Below are 17,450 nucleotides of genomic sequence, written 5' to 3' on the forward strand. Positions count from 1 at the left end.
TTAAGTAGAGGTTATACCCGTTCGACTACGACGGCGTTGCCGTCTACGCTCAGGGTGACTGCAGTTGGGAGATTTTGTAAAAATATTAATTGCAAATACTGGTTAAATATAGGTCAGATCCTTCGACTCGGAAATAAATTTCCTCGCTCAGGATGACTGTATAGAAGGATAGACATCACCACATTTTTATAATCAATTAATTTTTTCTACGCAGAGCCTCTCGGCTGTGGAAGCTCCTTGCTTCCGCTACAAAAAACCTCTCGGTTAGTTTATTTAACCAAGAGGTTTTCTTTTAAAATATTTATTCTATCTATTCCAATTTTCTCTAATGCTGTCTTTGTATTCACTATTTAACATAGCGATTAATTTTAATCTTGCTTTAGGTCCTTGTAAATAACCTTCGTCTAGGATACATCCTACTTTTTCAAGTTGTACTGCTGCTCCTTTTGAACCGTAGACTTTCCAAACTCCACCTGTATGGCATTTGCTAACTAGTATGACAGGGATATTTTTGTTTACATATTTTTCTAAAACATCTTGTACTCCTGGTACTACTGCTCCTACTCCAAATCCTTCAACTACTAAGCCATTCACATCTGTATTTAATAGAGTTTCTAACATTTCTATTGGGTAATCCAATGTCATTTTTATTAGGTATACTTTGTTAGTAAGTGGTTCGTCCAAGATTTTTATGGCTTTATCTGGTGTATATTCGTAAAAATATTTAACTTTTGCTCCATATACAGCTCCCATTGGTCCAGATACTGGATCGCTAAATCCGCCTAATCCTGCAGAGTTAGTCTTGATAACTCTTTTTGCGCAGAATACTTCTTGATTAAATACGACGAGCACTCCTCTTTTTCTACTCATTTCGTCTGAGGCTACAATTATTGCATCTCTTATATTTGGAGCTCCGTCAAATCCTAGGTCCTTTGCTGATCTTTGGCTTCCTGTGAGCACCACTGGCACTTCGGTAGATAGTAGTAAATCTAGCATGTATGAAGTTTCTTCCATGGTGTCTGTTCCATGAGTCAATACGATTCCGCCAACATTTTCTTTCAATGTTTCTTCTATGGCTTTTTTGATATCTAGTATGTCGCTACATTTCATCTCTGGACTTGGGATACTTTTTATATCTTTTATTTCTAAATCTATTCCTAGATCACCAAGGTGACACTGTTCTATTAGTTGCTTTCCTGTCAAGGTTCCTGATTGAAGTTTCCCTGTTTTTGGATCTGCTACACTGGTTATAGTGCCGCCCAAATTCAATAGTGCTATCTTTTTCATGCTCTACTCCTTAAAATGGTCCATAGTTTATAGCTTGTGCTACTACTAAAATTATCATTGATAATACAAATAGTAATGCTAAAAGCTTAAAGTAGAATTTTACCCAATCGGTGTATTCAACTTTTCCTATTGCTAAAGTTGCCATAAAGTATCCAGAGGTTGGTACAAATACATTTGTAAGTCCATCCCCAAATTGGAATGCTAGTACTGCAACTTGTTGATTTACTCCTACTATGTCAGCTAGTGGAGATATGATTGGCATGGTTACCAATGCTTTTCCACTTCCTGATGGTACAAAGAAGTTAAATATTGTTTGAATGATGAGTATTCCTATTGCGTTTAAGAAGCTTGGCAATGCTTGTAAGAATTTAGCAAAGAAGTAAACTATTGTGTCTATTATCATCGCTTCATTCATGATTACAGAGACTCCTCTTGCAACTCCTATAAGGATTCCACCTGCAAGTACGCTTTTGCATCCTTCTACAAATGCGCTTACTATTTCATCAGAGTTCATCTTTCCAATTATTCCTGCTATTATTCCTAGTCCTACGAAGACTCCTGCCATTTCTATCATGCCCCAGCCTTTTTTTAGCACGCCGTAAACCATGAAGGCAAATACAAGTACAAATACTATTCCGATAATTTTATGTCTTGTTGTAAATTCTTCGTCGCTACTTCCTAATTCCATATCTTGTTCGATAATTCCAAGTCTCATCGCATTTTGAAGACTGGTGTGGGAATCTACTTTTATTGATTTTGCATATCTTATTACATAGATACATGAAATAATCATAAATATAACAAATACTATTACTCTAAGCCACATCCCTGAAAACATAGGTAGTCCTGTAATTTGATGAGAGATACCTACTGTAAATGGGTTTGTAAATGCTGCTGTAAATCCAACTACTGTAGCTACAAGCGGTACTGCTACTGCAACAATATTATTGAATCCTAAACTTATAATTAGTGGCAAAATAATTGGCACATAAACCATACTTAGTTCTGCTGTTCCTACAAAAGCTGCGATAAAACCAAATACCATCATCAAAACTGGAATTAATGCTTCAGATTTTTTAGAGAATTTGGTTGAGAGTTTTTTTACCATGATTCTTAGAAGTCCTGTCCTTTGTATAACTTCAAAAGCTCCCGCAATTATAAGAGTAAAAGCTATAACTGATGCAGATTCTACAAATCCTTTAGGAATTGAAGATAAGAATCCCAATAAGCTAGTAGGTTTTGAATCTATAAATGTAAATGATGTTGGATCGACCATCTGTCTTCCATTTGGTCCTTCAATCCTTGTGTATTGTCCTGCTGGTATAAAGTAAGTAAGGGCTGCCATAAATATCAACAAGATAAATAAAATGACAAGCGCGTTAGGCATTTTTAGCTTTTTCTGTTTCATTTTTTTCTCCTCTCTTGTAAGGGCGATGATTTCCCACGCCTCTTCTTCATGTGTGTAAAATTTTAAATCTTACATTTTTAATTTAGTGCTTAATTATAAAATATGCTGCTGTTTTAAGTTTCAAATATTGGAAAGATTTAAAAATTCATCCAACTTTCAAATATAAAAAGTATGAGTCTTTTTAGAAATTTTCATGGTTGTTGAAATATTATTTACTCCCATATAATTTACTTAAACAAAATGTTCTATGTTTTTTTTAGTTTTCCTCCTCCATTTAATTAAATTTTCATATACTACTCTCTGTTAACAGGATACCATATTAATTTAGATTTTTATAGTTGAAATAGTTGAGCGTAACTGTTGCTACCACTCTTCAATTCTTAAAAAATCTAGTTAAATCAGTAGCTTTAGCTAATTATTTTTCTTAAATTAAATTTTATTCAAATATTTTATACATTCTTTAAATACATTAAGACCTGTTTCTAGACAGCTTTCGTTGAAATCAAACTTGTTGTTGTGATGTCCTGCTGCTAATTTCGTTCCAAAGATAAAATGGATTGCTTTGCCACCATTGTCTTGAACCCTATTCATAAAGTAGACTACATCCTCAGAACCTTCTAAAATACCACCTCTAAAAGTATTGAATCCCTTTCCTGACAGCAAACTATTTATCTCTGTGTAAAATTCTTCATCTGTTTTTTTAAGTGCAGGTGCTGATCCTACTTCTTTGATTTCATATTCTAAATCATATTGTAATGCTGCACCATGAATAACTTGCCTAGTCCTTGTATCCAAAATCTCTCTTATATCTTCAGTTTCTCCTCTTGTCTCTAGCATCAACATTGCATTGTCTGAAATTGCGTTTCTAACGGTTCCGCCTTTCATAACACCTACATTTATTCTTGCCATACCATCTGAAATCTGTGGAAGTGTGTGTAGATTTAAAATTGCACTTGCTGCACCTAAATTTGCATTCTTACCTTTTTCAGGTGCTGCTCCTGCATGGGCTGATACTCCTTTGAAGGATACATCAAATTTAGTCGTAGCTAAAAATCCAGTAGTTCCAACTCCTATTTTTCCATCTTCTACTCCCAATCCTAGATGACTGGAGAAGAAATAATCCACGTGGTCTACTACTCCAACTGAAGTCATGCTTTTAGCTCCACGCACACCTTCTTCCGCTGGTTGGAATATTAATATATATTTTCCTTTTAATTTATCTTTATTCTTTTCAATCCAATCAGTCAAAAATAGTCCGATGGAAAGATGTCCATCGTGACCACAGGCATGCATTCCAAAATTATTTTCTGATACAAATTTTTCTTTAACTGGTCTGTGATCATCATCATGAGACTCTTCTATTCCAAGTGCATCTATATCGAAACGAAATCCTATTGTTGGACCATCATTTCCTGTATCTATTGTTGCTACTGCTCCTGTATATCCTTGCAAAATTTCAGAAATATCAAAATCTGTGTCCATGTTTATGGTCTTTGCATATTCCTCAAGTCTTTCTTTTGGAGGCATACCTAGCATATCCTTTGAAGAATGGACTTCTTTGCCGTATTTTATATCTGTAACTCCAATTTCTTTTAATGTTTGAATGATATTTATTGTTGTTTTAAATTCCATCCAACCTGGTTCTGCAATTCTATGATAGAACCTTCTGCTTTCTACTAAATTTTCTTTTAAATTCATATAATTCTCCTTAAACCTATTATATTTATTATAATCGCAAAAAAAACTTCATTCAACTAATTAGATTACATTTATTTTTTGAATATTTATGAAATCAAAATATTGTATCTGTCTTTTCCGCTTAAGATGACTGTAGTTGGGAGATTTTATAAAAATATTAAATGCAAATACTGGTTAAATATGGGTCAGATCCTTCGAAGCCCTAGCCGAAATCTTTGATTTCGTAGCAGGTCTCGTGCAAAGAGTTCCAAAGAAGCCGAATGAAATGAAGGCTGATTTGCAGAACTCGACTGCCTCTCAGGATGACTGTAGTTGGGAAAATCTTGGAGCCTTCGGCTGTGGAAGCAAAATGCTTCCGCTACGATGCAGTTGCCAAAACTTGACCTTCGGAGGTTATACCCGTTCGACTACGACGGCGTTGCCGTCTCCGCTCAGGGTGACTGTATTCCTTAGGATAGCTTCCGCTACAAATATTCCGCTACAAATATTCCGCTACAAATATTCCGCTACAAATATTCTGCTACAAATATTCCCCACAAAAAAACGACACCCAGGTGCCGTTTTAAATCTTTAATTATTTTATTTTTATTTTGTAAATTTTTTGGCTGTGTTTAATCTTTCTACCAATTTGTCTTTGCCTAGTAGGTAGATGATAGATTTTAAATCTGGTCCGTGTACTGTGCTACTTATGGCTACTCTTACTGGCATGAATAGATTCTTGCCCTTTATTCCTGTCTTCTTTTGGATCGTCTTCATTATTGATCCTGCGAATTCTTCGTCCACTTCTTCTACTTTTTCTAATTCTTCTAGGAATGCATCTAGTAGTTGTGGTACGTGTTCTAGCTTAATTTGTTCTATTGCGCTTTCTTCTTCGATTTTTAATTCTCCAAACATAAATGAGATTAAGTCTGGGATTTCATCTAGTTTTGATGCGCCGTCTCTTACTATTTCTACTAGTTTCTTGTACCAGTCGTAGTTAGCTCTTATTTCTTCTTCTGTCATTAGTCCCTTTTCTACTACGAATGGGATTGATAGTTCTACGATTTTGTCTAGGTCATAGGATTTCATGTAGTGGGCGTTTACCCAGTTTAGTTTGTCTACGTCGAATACTCCGCCGCTTTTTACTACTTTTTCAAAGGAGAATTGTTCTATTAGTTCATCCATTGATAGGATTTCTTCTTCTCCATCTGGTGACCATCCTACTAGTGCTAGGTAGTTTATTAGTCCTTCTGGTAGGTAACCCTTGCCTCTGAAGTCTTCTACTGACACGTCTCCTTGTCTCTTGGATAGTTTTTTGTGGTCTTTGTTTAGTACGGTTGGTAGATGAACAAATTCTGGTACGTCCCATCCCAATGCTTCGTATAGGTATACGTGCTTTGGTGTTGAGGATAGCCATTCTTCTCCACGTACGATGTGGGTGATGCCCATTAGATGGTCGTCTACTACTACCGCCATGTGGTAGGTTGGGAATCCGTCTGATTTCATAAGTACTTGGTCATCTATTTCGTCTGAGTTTATTACTACATCGCCACGTACTAGGTCGTGGAATCTGATATTTCTATCGTGTGGTAGTTTTAATCTTACTACGTATTCTTCTCCTGCTGCGATTCTCTTCTTAGCTTCTTCTATGCTTACGGATCTACATAGTCCGTCGTATTTTGGAACTTTGCCCTTGATTCTTTGTTCTTCTCTTAGGGCTTCTAGTCTTTCTACGCTACAGAAGCAGTAGTATGCGTAGCCTTTTTCGATTAATTCGTCTACGTATTTTTTGTAAATGTCTAGTCTACTTGATTGGATATATGGACCGCAATCTCCTTTTTCTGTGATGTTTCCATTTTCATCTAGGACTACTCCTTCGTCCACATGGACTCCTGACCAGTCAAGGGCATGGATAAGGTTTTCGATTGCTCCTTCTACGTACCTGGTTCTGTCTGTATCTTCTATTCTAAGTATGAAGTCTCCACCATTTTTCTTTGCGTATAGATAATTGTATAGGGCTGTTCTAAGTCCACCTATGTGCAAAAATCCCGTTGGGCTCGGTGCGAAACGGACTCTTACTCTATTCATCTAATCACTCCTTTTTATTCTTTTAGTATTATATCACGAAATGTGTAATTGTTCCTATTTTTCTCAAAGTCCCAAAAATTCTAAATACTCTTTATATTGATTTAATCCTTGGAAGTAGCCTTGTTCGTAATTGTTTTGTAGTTTGTGTAGATCCATTTCAGTATTTTCTACTGCTTGGTTTTCTGCATAGACTATGTAGGCTTTGCCTTCTTCTTTTAGTTTTTCAAGTAGTTCCAAGTCTTCGTTGTACCTTAGGTGTCTCGTTAAGAGTGCATCTATAAGTTTTGGTTTATCTTTTAGGGCGCTTTTAGTTAAAAGTCCCTTTGCTGGTGCAGTTTTTCTATATCCCTCTGGTCTCGTAAGCACCACAAAGAATTTTTCATATCCATCTTCTATGGCTTTTCTAATTGGGATTCCTCTTCCAACTCCGCCATCATAGTAGGTTACTCCATCTATTACAGTTTCTTTCATAAGAATTGGCAGTGAACATGATGCCCTCGTGATAAGTTTGATATCTTCCACCGTCTTCATGTCTTCCTTGGTGAAGTACTTCATTTCTGCCTTGTCCACATCGAATGCGCCTATGGTCATCTGTGCTTCGTTTTCATAAAACCTATGGTACACGTCTCTCTTTTCCTTCATAGGTTCATACTCTGTGTAGAGATATTCTGAATTGAAGTAGCCTTTACCCTTTATAAGGGAGCTTACACCTCCCACATTTTCATCTCTGACCACGTCGACGAAGTTTCTCTTTATTCTTTCTTTATCCCTTAGTAGGTAGTTGACTCCGTGGACTGAACCGGCAGAGATTCCGATTACATAGTTAAAATATATTTCTTTTTCAAGTAGTACGTTTAGAATTCCGGCGGAGTATGAATTTCTCATGCCACCGCCTTCTAAGATTAGTGCTACGTCTTTTACATTACTTTTTAAAACCTTCATAAAGTGTCCCATCTAATTCATTTAAATATTTTTCTGCGCTAATGGCTGCTATACATCCGTCTCCAACAGCGGTTGCAACCTGTCTTACCTTTTTCTTTCTCACATCTCCTGCAGCGTATACTCCGTCTATGCTAGTCTTCATATCTTCGTCTGCTAGGATGTATCCATCTTCAAGGGATAGTTGTGATTCGAAGAGTTTCGTAGTTGGTACAAGTCCTATAAATACGAATATTCCAAATGGTTCTTCGCTTTCAATCTTTGTAATTTCGCCAGTCTTGGTATTTTTCAAAGTAAGTGCCTCAACGATATTTTCTCCTTCGATCTTTACAACTTCGCTATCCCAGATGAATTTTATCTTGTCATTATTAAATGCTTTTTCTTGAAGGCTCTTTGAAGCTCTTAGGCTATATCTCCTGTGGATGATGGTTACAGTCTTTGCAAATTTAGTTATGAAGAGTGCTTCTTCCACCGCACTGTCTCCACCTCCGACAACATACACATCTAAATCTTCGTAGAATGCTGCATCACAGGTTGCACAGTAGCTAACTCCTCTTCCTGTGAACTCACTCTCACCTTCAACACCAATCTTTCTGTGGCTTGCTCCAGTGGTTATGATTATAGATCTTGCTTCGTATTCTCCGTACTTTCCTTTTACTTTCTTTTCTTGTCCTTTTAAATCTACAGATAGTACTTCGTCATTTATAAATTCACAACCGAAGTTTTCCGCTTGCTCTCTCATATTTAATCCTAGATCCATTCCAGAGATTTCGATTATTCCTGGATAGTTTTCAACGGAACTAGTGCCGGAGATCTGTCCTCCTTCGATAGCTTTTTCTATTATTCCTACTTTTAATTTTGCACGGGATGCGTATAGACCTGCCGTTAATCCTGCAGGACCAGCTCCTAGTATCAAGATATCATACATTTTATCACCCTTTTCTCATTTTTCTTAACCTTACCTAGTATTTTACCCTATATGTTAATTTTATCATAATATAATTTTACAACTTCCCCCAGAAGAGTCAATTATTTGATATAATTAAGTTGGTGATACTATGAAAAAAAGATTAATCGCAAATTTATTTTTTATATTTTTGTTGATTTTTAATATAAATGTTTATGGAAAGACAAATTCCGAAATCGATAAGTTTAACTCCAATATTTTGATTACTAAAAATGGAGATGCCCAGGTAAGAGAATCGATAACGTGGAGTGCGGATAGTTCCAGAAATGTAGTCACTAGAACGATTGATAAGAAGAATACTTCTAAGATAGATAATATAAAAGTTTATATAAATGACAAATCCTTAACTCAGGATACCAAAGCGTCAAACGGTTCAAAAGATGTGTTCAATATTCTTGAAAACAACAACTCCGTTGAGATCAAGGTGTACACTTCATTTACAACTAATAAGACCATCGACTTTAGTTACGAGCTAAATGATATGACTTCATTGGGTCAAGATATTGGATATTTTTCCTACGATTATTTCAAAGACTTAAAGGATGGCATCGGAAATTTCAAAAGCACAATTACTTTTGAGTACGGTCCATTTGCTGGAAAAGATATCTTCATAAGTTCAAGTTCCGATATTAAGTCAGAGGTTAAGGATGGCAAGATCCTTTTAAAGGGAAGTAATATTTCTAAAAATAATTCTGTAAATCTAAAGGTTCTCTACGATATGGACTTTACAGAGTTTGCTAAGAATAGAACCGAAGACACTTACAAGAGTCTTCTTTCTTCTGCAAAGGAAAATCCAACAACAGAAAGACCAATTATATATACATTTATCGCAATTGGATTTGGAATTCTCCTCATTCCATTTGGATATAAACTTTTGAAACTCGTGCTTTCTACAGACGATGAAGAAAACTTAGTCTTTTTAACTGCAGTTGAAGCCGGATTCTTTTTAAAGGGCAACCAAGTCTTAACAAGGCTTATGGAAGTAACCCTTTTGGAACTTGAAGAAGCTGGTGCAGTGTCCATCACTAGGACCAACTACACTACAAAAAGAGGCAAGACTAGGGCGGACTATATAGTTTCTAAAGAGGATGAATCCAAGATTAAGACATCTTATCAAAGATATTTCTTCGACAAATTGTTTGAATTAAATAATAGTGACGAAATCTCTTTTAAAGAAATTAGAGATATAAGAACAGAAAATGAAGTTAGATTCTTCAGAAACTTCGAAGACATCGGAAATATTTTGAAGGAAAGGCTAATAGAGCTTGGGCTTAAGTACCAAAGGTTAAAGGACGTGAAGTTATTTTCACAGGCAGGAGCAATCTCTGCCCTCTTCCTCGTATCCTCTGCCCTTACTTTAAATCCAATCATCATACTTATTGCAACCCTTGCACTTATAGGAATTTTGGTAGTCGGTCTAGCTGTCATGTTTAGACTCACTCCAAAGGGAGATTATGTCTTCAAAAAATATAAAAAAATAGAAAATGATTTAAAAGAAAACATTGACTCAGAAAATTGTAACGGAATGTTCTTCTACGGAATGGCATTTGGATTTGACTACGAAAACCTCATGACATACAGGGTGGACTATCCATTCTACAGCTTTACCTACGAACTTCTATCCTCTGAGGACGATTACAAATCATTTAACGAAGCTTTCAATATAGCTACCACCGGTTCATCCACCGGCGGCTCTATAAAGTACAGATAATTATTACTACTACTAGGAGAATAATATGAGAAAATATAGAAAAAGAGAGCATATAGAAAATTATTTAAGATCTAGTTATACAGGAAGTCCACTTTTCGACGATGTTATGCTTATGCACAATTCCCTTCCAGAATGTGATTTCTACGAAGTGGATACTTCTACTATGTTTTTAAACAAAAAGATCAACTTCCCACTTATGATCAACGCCATGACAGGCGGATCTGACTTCACAGAGGATATAAATAGGGACCTTTCCAAAATTGCAAAAGAATTCAATCTTCCTATGGCAGTCGGTTCACAAACCATCGCCCTAGAAGATAAAGACGCTATTAAAAGTTTTAAGATTGTAAGAGATAATATGAAGGACGGCATCGTTCTAGGTAATCTATCTGGACGAGCAACCATTGACGAAGCTAAGTTCGCAGTGGAAATGATCGGCGCAGATGGACTTCAAATACATCTAAACCCTGCCCAAGAACTAGCCATGGAAGAAGGAGACAGAACCTTCAGAGGAATACTTACAAATATAGAAAAGATTGTATCTTCATTGGACGTTCCTGTCATCGTTAAAGAAGTGGGCTTCGGAATGAGCAAGGATGTGGTTAAAAAATTATATGACATCGGAGTTAGAATCGTCGACGTGTCCGGCTACGGCGGAACAAACTTCATGGAAGTAGAAAATCTAAGAAATCCAGAAAATGATCTCTCAGAACTATATTCTTGGGGAATACCAACGGCGATGAGCGTCATCGGAGCAAAATCACTTGGACTTGATAATCTTCAAATCATAAGTTCCGGCGGAGTTAAAAATTCTCTAGACGTAGTTAAATCCATCGTCATAGGAGCAGATATGGTTGCAATTTCTGGAGAAATTCTTTCCTACCTAGTTCACGGCGGATATGAATACACCATGCAGTACCTGGCAGGTCTAATCTACAAGACTAAGATCGTCATGACCTTAACTGGAGCGAAAAATATAGAAGAACTAAAAGAATCCAAATATTTAATCACAGGAAAATTAAAAGATCTCCTCTGCGGATGCGAATCAAAATAAAAGAATAAATAAAAAATCCCTATCGCTAGGGATTTTTTTAGTTGGAAGTATTTAATTTATGGAAGGTAAACCTCTGAAATTTCGATTGCCTTTCCATTTTTTGTAGATATGCTAAATAGTGAGTCTTTGTGAGATTTAAAGTATTCTATAAATTCTTCCTTCGTAAGACTCGCATTAGATTGGGAAGATAATAATGTGTCAAGATTAAAGTATTTAGTATCCTTATCTAAGAAAAATGTTTCCAACGTCTTAGTTTTTTTGACATAGAAACCTCCCGGCATATCTACATTGACATTAAGACCTAGTTCCTTGATTCTTTCTTTATCTTCCAAAGTTATCCATTCCGCCAGAATTACGTGAATGTTATCGCCTATGTCTTTTTGATTTAAATTTATTTCTTCGATATAACCAGTATATTCTGATACAGGTACTATATAAAAGTCTTCTAAATACTTAAGCTTCTCTACTTCTACTTTGTTTGGAAATATTTTAAACGTAGCCATTGAATTTGTAAAATTAAGTGCCACTTCTCTAGGATCCTTTCTCCAAGTTTGTTCTCCATTATTTACCTTATCTTGCAAAGTCTTTAGATCAGAAGAATTTGGAGTATCTTCATAGTAGACATTTCCATTTTCATCAATCCATCTTTCCACTATCCAAATTCCATCTTTCCCCTTTTCTACAGGTTGAGAAAGAAGAGCCTTCCCTGCTCTACCTAGGAAGTCTTTATATGAAGCAACATAGTGTTCTGAAGTATAAGTCTCTCTGGTAATTATATTATTTCTCTCTAGAATTTCTCTTAAAATATTTTCATTTGCTTCCTTGGAGTTATCTTCTAAAAAGCCCTCAACACCGCTTACTGTAGTTATATAAACTTTGCCACTTGATCTAAGTTGGAAGATCATATAATTATCTCCATAACACTCTCCAATCCACCTGTCGCCTTTTCCTTTACCAATAAATCCATCATAGTTATCATAGGATTTCTCATCGTTAAATTGCAGGCTATAGTTTAGTTTATAAACTTCATAGGCCTTTCCATCAATATCATCATAGCTTAAAAACTTTTCTAACTTGTCAATTTTATAGTCAGAGACTGAAGCTCCAGCTGAATATAGACTTAAAATAGTTTCGCCAATATAACTTTTAGCAAAGTCTTCTACACTGGCATTTTCGTCTTGGGAAACTAAGGCGGCTCTTACCATAAACTCTTGGTAGTAGCTAGGTAGGTCAGCTGAAAACTTGTCTTCTTCAATATAACCCTTGTGCCTATATCCATCAGAAACTTTTTCAAAAATCAAATAGGGTGTTCTATTAAAATCACTTACCCAAGACTGGTCTAACACTTTTCCATCCAAGGTCTTTGCCAGCTCTTCTGCTTTTTTAGTTTTTAAACTATAAGCGTACTTATAAACTTCGATTTTTTTGCCGTCAATATTTAAATCCTTAGAAACTTTTTCCAGGTCGTCAATTCTATAGTCAGAAATTTCATAACCTAGATATGAAAATAAAGATTTTATTTGGTTTTCTATTTGAACTTTTAAAAATTCTTCAGGGTTTGGATAGGTTCTTGTAGAATCTAAGTTTTCTTCTTGGGTTTCTGCTTGGGCATTAGAATTTTCATTAGATTCTTTTTCATTTTTATCCGTCAAACATCCAACCGCAACCACAGCCAATAATATAAAGCATAACGCCAACACAAATTTTTTCGGCTTCTTGTATGCCAAAATGTTTTTTATCCTGGTCTTGGTGTTGTTTTCTCCAAAAGCTAAAGGAGAAGCTGTTAAAATTTTCCTGCCAGTTGCAAAGGAAAGAAGGGACTTGGAGTAGTCTTTCTTTATACTGTTTCCCAACTCTTTGATTACCTTTTCGTCGCAGGATAGTTCCATATCCAGCCCCATTAGGTAGTATGCGATCCAAACTAATGGATTGAAAAAGTGAATTATCGTTACTATAAATGCCAAAAACTTCCACAAGTGATCTAATCTTTCTATGTGGACTTCTTCGTGTTTTCTTATATATTTTTCTTCTTCAATGCTAAGGCCTGATGGTAAATATATATTTGGTCTTATAAGCCCAAAGACAAAAGCCGTTTCAAGACTCTTATTTTCATATACATTTTCACCAACTTGTCTTGAGCCCTTTAATCTTTTCTTAAGCTTAATAGTTGAGACGATGCTACAAATAATTAGAAGAATTACACCACTTAACCAAGTATAAAAGTACATTTCTTCTTTGCTTAATGTGTTAGATTCCGTAAAGTTCCTCTTTAATTCTTTGGTATTTTCATTTGGATTTATGCTCTGCTTTTCATTTTGATTTTCTTCAATCTTTTCTATAAAATTATTTTCTCCTTGATGCTCCTCATAAATAGTAAAGTTACTTTTATTGTTAGCTTGATTATTTATACTAATTCCCCTTGGAATCAAATTTGCAAAAGAGACTGAGCTTTTTATAGAAAATGGAAAAATTAAACTTATAAATGCCACCGTCCAAAGGCTATAAGAAAATACTTTTGGAGCTTTTTTAAGTAAAAATCTCACTAAGATGACTATTCCAATTACGAGAGATCCTTTTAGAGAAAGTCTTATTAATGTGTTTATAAATACAGCCATTTCATTCCTCCTTGTGATTTTCTATCAACTCTTCTAACTGAGCTATCTCTTCCTGTGTCAATCTATTTTTCCTAGTAAATGCAGCCAAAAACTTAGGTAGAGAGCCGCCATAGTTTTCTTCTATAAAATCATTACTAATTCTAGTTTCGTAGTCCTCGCGACTCATCTTGGATCTTACAAGAGAGTTTTTATTTTCAAAGACTCCTTTTTTTTCAATCCTTCTCAGTAAGGTGTAGGTGGTGGACTTTGACCAAGAATATTTTTCTTTACACAGATCGACGAGTGAAGAGGATTTGATCGGTTCATTGTCCCATATTAACTCTCCTAAATTTTCTTCTGCTTGACTTAATTTTTCAAAACTCATTTTGTCATCTCCTTACTCTACATTATGTAAACCATTTTTTATTTTAGTTTACTATTTGTAAACCGACTTGTCAAGATTTTATTTTTAATATTTTAGACAAAAAAAGAGATAAGTTTCATTCTTATCTCTCAGATTTATTTATTTAATTTCTATGGTATTAAAGGTGTAGGCGTTTAGAGATTTTAGAGAATGGGCTAGGTATGAGTAGTCGATGAATCTCTTGTACCTACTCCAATTGTCATAGACTTCTAAGATATATATGTTCATTCCACGATATTTTAATGAGATATAACCGCTTATGGTTACTGTGTGGCGTTTGTACTTTCCAAAGCCGATATTCATAAGTAGTGGTCTTCTATGGTCTATTTCTCTTTTTATTGGATTGTAGAAGTTGCCGTTGTAGTGACCCTTGGTTTTGATATTAAGCTCGTACTCTTCTGCGGATCTTTTTATAATTCTTGAAATAGTCATGGGAAGTGTTCCATTAAACACATTGAAAAAATAAATGTCCGCCGCATCCTTTATGGTTGAGTAGAGACTCTCCTCCGACTCGGGAAGGATTTTAAATTTATCTTTGTGGTACATGAACACTCTAAGTATGGATGCCAAGGTACAGTTGTTCTTGCCGTCGCCAAATTCACTTTGGACAAACTCTGGAAGCTCAAGGGATTTAATCTCCACCACCTCTGCTCCTGGATATGTCCTGTCAATATATTCTTCTAGATTTGCGATAACTTCGTAGTCGTTTATATAGTTTAAAAATTTTTTAATCATTTAATCACTCCTACTTATTCATACCCAATTAATTTAAATAGAAATTTAAAAAATATCAGAAAAAAGACTTGCATAAATTTTTGAATGCTGTTATACTTAATAAGTGACGTCGGGGTGTAGCGCAGTTTGGTAGCGCACGTGGTTTGGGACCATGGGGCCGGGAGTTCGAATCTTCTCACCCCGACCATTTTAATTTGCTTGCCTCAAAGGCAAGCTTTTTTTTATCCAAATTTTTAGTACAAGGAGGAAGTTTATGAAGTCAATTATATTTGATATGGATGGCACACTGGCTGATTCAATGGCGATGTGGAGAAGCCTAGGAATCGATTATTTAAAGAGTCATGGCGTAGAAATAACCGCCACAGATGCCCAAGAGATGACCACCATGAGCTTAAAGATGAGTTCCACATACATGAAAGAAAAATTTAAACTTCCCTTAACTCCAGAAGAGATATATGACGATATGAGACATATTGCAGAGGATTTTTATGCCAAGGAATGCAAACTTAAAGATGGAGCACTTGATGTTTTAGAATCTTTCCGCAAAGCTAATATCCCTATGATGCTTGGCACTGGAACTCCTGAAGAATTTTTCGATCCATTCTTAAAAAGAGAAGATATGTTCAAGTATTTCAAGGCTATTGCTACCTGCGACGGATTAAATCTAAAGAAGGACAATCCTAAATTTTTCTTAACCTGTTGTGAAATGGCAGGCTTTGATCCAAAGGAAACGGTATTAGTTGACGATGCTTACTTCGCGATAGTTGCTGCAAAAGAAGCAGGACTTACAACCATTTGTATGTATGATGAAGCAAACGACAATATGCTAAGAGAGCTTACACTTTCATCTCATATGTTCATCTCTGATTTAAAAGTTTTAAAGAAGATATTTCTATGAAAATATTATTATTTTTCCTTCCAAGGGGACTTATTTCATTCTTAATAGGATTTTTTCTATGTAGAATAGTAAGGCTCACCCTATTTAAAGATTTAGTAAATGAATCAAACAGCGATAGAGAGCTTTTGATATCAGTGTTAAGTGGATACATCATAATGCTAATGGTATTTATGTTTACGCCAAACTATATCATAAGCGGCTCCGGCATAGACTTAACATCAGAGAATTTTGACTTCGTCGGCAATTTTAAAGATAGAATAAATACCGGGTACTGGGGCATAAATCTAATTCCATTTGCAACCATGAGATCCTATATAAAGTACAGCGGAATATTTCATGCGCTTTTAAATATTCTTGGCAATGTAGTGTTATTTATTCCCATAGGATATATTTTCCCTATGATTTTAAAGAGATATAGAAGTATAAAAACCATGGCGGTGCTTTCCATTGCCATCTCCCTATTTATAGAGTTCATCCAGTTCTTCGTCGGCAGAAGCTGCGACATAGACGATTTGATTTTGAACTTTGTAGGGGGTATAATTGGGTATACAATCTTTTATTTTGCTGGAGATAGGATGAAATCTATCCTAGGAAGATAAGGGGGCGAAATTGGTTTCGACAGGGGTAATGAACTTTTAGTAGCGAGCAGTTGTTAGGAACAACTTTAAAAGCCTAAACAAAAATAAACGAAAACAATAATTTAGCTTACGCAGCATAATAGCGTCATCCGAGGTGGAAGGCCCACGGTCTACTAAGGGTGTCAAATTAAGTGGGACACGAAACTTCGCAATGGTTCTAACGAAGTAGGTATTAAGAACCGCGCCTTGCAGCAGCTGTCAGTAGCTAACTGCTATGGTCTATAAGAACTGACTGCGCTCGGAGAGACTGATTCGGATTTACTTTTGGACGCGGGTTCGACTCCCGCCGCCTCCACCATACTTGCAACTAGCTTGCGAGTTTTTTTATACATATTTTTAAGGAGAAGAAATGAAAAGAGACGAAGAACTATTAAGTAAAAAAAGAGCGATAGAGCTTCGGGATAGTGGATATATAAATTTGCAATAAAAAAGGAACAGATTATTTATCTAAACTCTGTTCCTTTTTTATTGGGCATCCATCCGTTCTGTTTTAGGTTCTATCACGTTATTCCTCTTTTCGTATTAAATTATTATTGTTCATATTTTTAAATTTTCTCGTACATTTTCATAATTAATAAGATTAATTACTACAAGTTATATCTTCTTCCGCATTGTTTACCAGAAAGTTTTAGTATATTTCATTTAATAACCATTTCTCATACTCCCAACTCTAAGAGCTTGTAGCATTTAAAATCCATATATTTCAAACAATCCTCTAACTTCCTATTAAGTTTTAATCAAATCCTTCAATATATTTAAACATTTGCTTCTATTTCAATAATAAATCTACTTTAATATTTAATTAAACGTCAAGATTTCTTTTAGCAAATGATTTTAAATGTGAACCTGTCGTTCTTTTGAATTAAATTTGAGCTCTCAATAGGATGGATGCCCTTACCAATTTCTTGGTAGTATATTAATACCCTGCTGTAATAAATCTAAACATGTTTTTTGAAAATTTTTAAAAATATTTTTGTTTTTTTGTTTTTTGTTTATTTTTGATGTTTTGAGTGTATTTTTTGTTTATTTT

Annotated in this window: 13 protein-coding genes, 1 tRNA gene and 1 other RNA gene; 6 read left to right on the forward strand and 9 right to left on the reverse strand. The window is 35.3% G+C overall.

What is annotated here, in order from left to right; genetic code table 11:
* Positions 1-306: 306 nt before the first annotated feature.
* From HMPREF1252_RS07590 to trxB, 6 genes are all read right to left on the reverse strand, one after another.
* The gene (locus HMPREF1252_RS07590) at positions 307-1,287 is read right to left on the reverse strand and encodes an asparaginase (RefSeq protein WP_023060089.1); all 981 of its coding nucleotides are present in this window, start codon (positions 1,285-1,287) and stop codon (positions 307-309) included.
* A gap of 10 nt (positions 1,288-1,297) precedes the next feature.
* A complete protein-coding gene (locus tag HMPREF1252_RS07595) occupies positions 1,298-2,695 on the reverse strand; it encodes a YfcC family protein (RefSeq protein ID WP_023060079.1) in 1,398 nt (465 codons plus the stop codon).
* Positions 2,696-3,124: 429 nt separating this feature from the next.
* Entirely contained in the window at positions 3,125-4,393 is a 1,269-nt protein-coding gene (locus tag HMPREF1252_RS07600; protein WP_023060068.1) for an amidohydrolase, read from the reverse strand.
* A gap of 585 nt (positions 4,394-4,978) precedes the next feature.
* Positions 4,979-6,460, reverse strand: a complete 1,482-nt coding sequence (gene gltX / locus HMPREF1252_RS07605) for a glutamate--tRNA ligase (RefSeq protein ID WP_023060074.1) — start codon at positions 6,458-6,460, stop codon at positions 4,979-4,981.
* Between the two features lie 63 nt (positions 6,461-6,523).
* On the reverse strand, positions 6,524-7,402 hold the full coding sequence (locus tag HMPREF1252_RS07610) for a patatin family protein (RefSeq protein ID WP_023060045.1): 879 nt from the start codon (positions 7,400-7,402) through the stop codon (positions 6,524-6,526).
* The gene (gene trxB / locus HMPREF1252_RS07615; protein ID WP_023060091.1) at positions 7,383-8,327 is read right to left on the reverse strand and encodes a thioredoxin-disulfide reductase; all 945 of its coding nucleotides are present in this window, start codon (positions 8,325-8,327) and stop codon (positions 7,383-7,385) included. The genes HMPREF1252_RS07610 and trxB overlap by 20 nt, the downstream gene beginning before the upstream one ends.
* Positions 8,328-8,457: 130 nt before the next feature.
* On the opposite strand from trxB, the gene HMPREF1252_RS07620 reads away from it, so the two are divergent.
* Complete coding sequence (locus tag HMPREF1252_RS07620; protein WP_023060072.1) at positions 8,458-10,077, forward strand: DUF2207 domain-containing protein; 1,620 nt, start codon at positions 8,458-8,460, stop codon at positions 10,075-10,077.
* Positions 10,078-10,102: 25 nt separating this feature from the next.
* Positions 10,103-11,131: a type 2 isopentenyl-diphosphate Delta-isomerase gene (gene fni, locus HMPREF1252_RS07625; RefSeq protein ID WP_023060063.1), complete on the forward strand. Its 1,029-nt coding sequence runs from the start codon at positions 10,103-10,105 to the stop codon at positions 11,129-11,131.
* 56 nt (positions 11,132-11,187) lie between these two features.
* Here fni and HMPREF1252_RS09350 read toward each other — a convergent pair whose 3' ends face one another.
* The 3 genes from HMPREF1252_RS09350 to HMPREF1252_RS07640 form a co-directional block, all read right to left on the reverse strand.
* Positions 11,188-13,746: a peptidase, M56 family gene (locus HMPREF1252_RS09350; protein ID WP_023060043.1), complete on the reverse strand. Its 2,559-nt coding sequence runs from the start codon at positions 13,744-13,746 to the stop codon at positions 11,188-11,190.
* 1 nt (position 13,747) lies between these two features.
* Positions 13,748-14,110 (reverse strand): BlaI/MecI/CopY family transcriptional regulator, encoded by a 363-nt coding sequence (locus HMPREF1252_RS07635; RefSeq protein WP_023060090.1) that lies wholly within the window; start codon positions 14,108-14,110, stop codon positions 13,748-13,750.
* 138 nt (positions 14,111-14,248) lie between these two features.
* On the reverse strand, positions 14,249-14,884 hold the full coding sequence (locus tag HMPREF1252_RS07640; RefSeq protein ID WP_023060073.1) for a hypothetical protein: 636 nt from the start codon (positions 14,882-14,884) through the stop codon (positions 14,249-14,251).
* Between the two features lie 110 nt (positions 14,885-14,994).
* Between HMPREF1252_RS07640 and HMPREF1252_RS07645 the strand changes: the two genes are divergently transcribed.
* The 4 genes from HMPREF1252_RS07645 (at position 14,995) to ssrA (ending at position 16,718) form a co-directional block, all read left to right on the forward strand.
* Positions 14,995-15,071 (forward strand) — tRNA-Pro (locus HMPREF1252_RS07645).
* A 66-nt stretch (positions 15,072-15,137) separates the two neighbouring features.
* Entirely contained in the window at positions 15,138-15,782 is a 645-nt protein-coding gene (locus tag HMPREF1252_RS07650) for an HAD family phosphatase (protein ID WP_023060081.1), read from the forward strand.
* On the forward strand, positions 15,779-16,381 hold the full coding sequence (locus HMPREF1252_RS07655; RefSeq protein ID WP_023060084.1) for a VanZ family protein: 603 nt from the start codon (positions 15,779-15,781) through the stop codon (positions 16,379-16,381). Before HMPREF1252_RS07650 ends, HMPREF1252_RS07655 begins: the two co-directional genes overlap by 4 nt.
* Positions 16,382-16,718: a transfer-messenger RNA gene (gene ssrA / locus HMPREF1252_RS09625) on the forward strand.
* The last annotated feature ends 732 nt before the right edge of the window (positions 16,719-17,450 follow it).

The sequence above is a fragment of the Peptoniphilus sp. BV3AC2 genome, assembly GCF_000478945.1.
In the GTDB taxonomy this organism is placed as follows: domain Bacteria; phylum Bacillota; class Clostridia; order Tissierellales; family Peptoniphilaceae; genus Peptoniphilus_B; species Peptoniphilus_B duerdenii.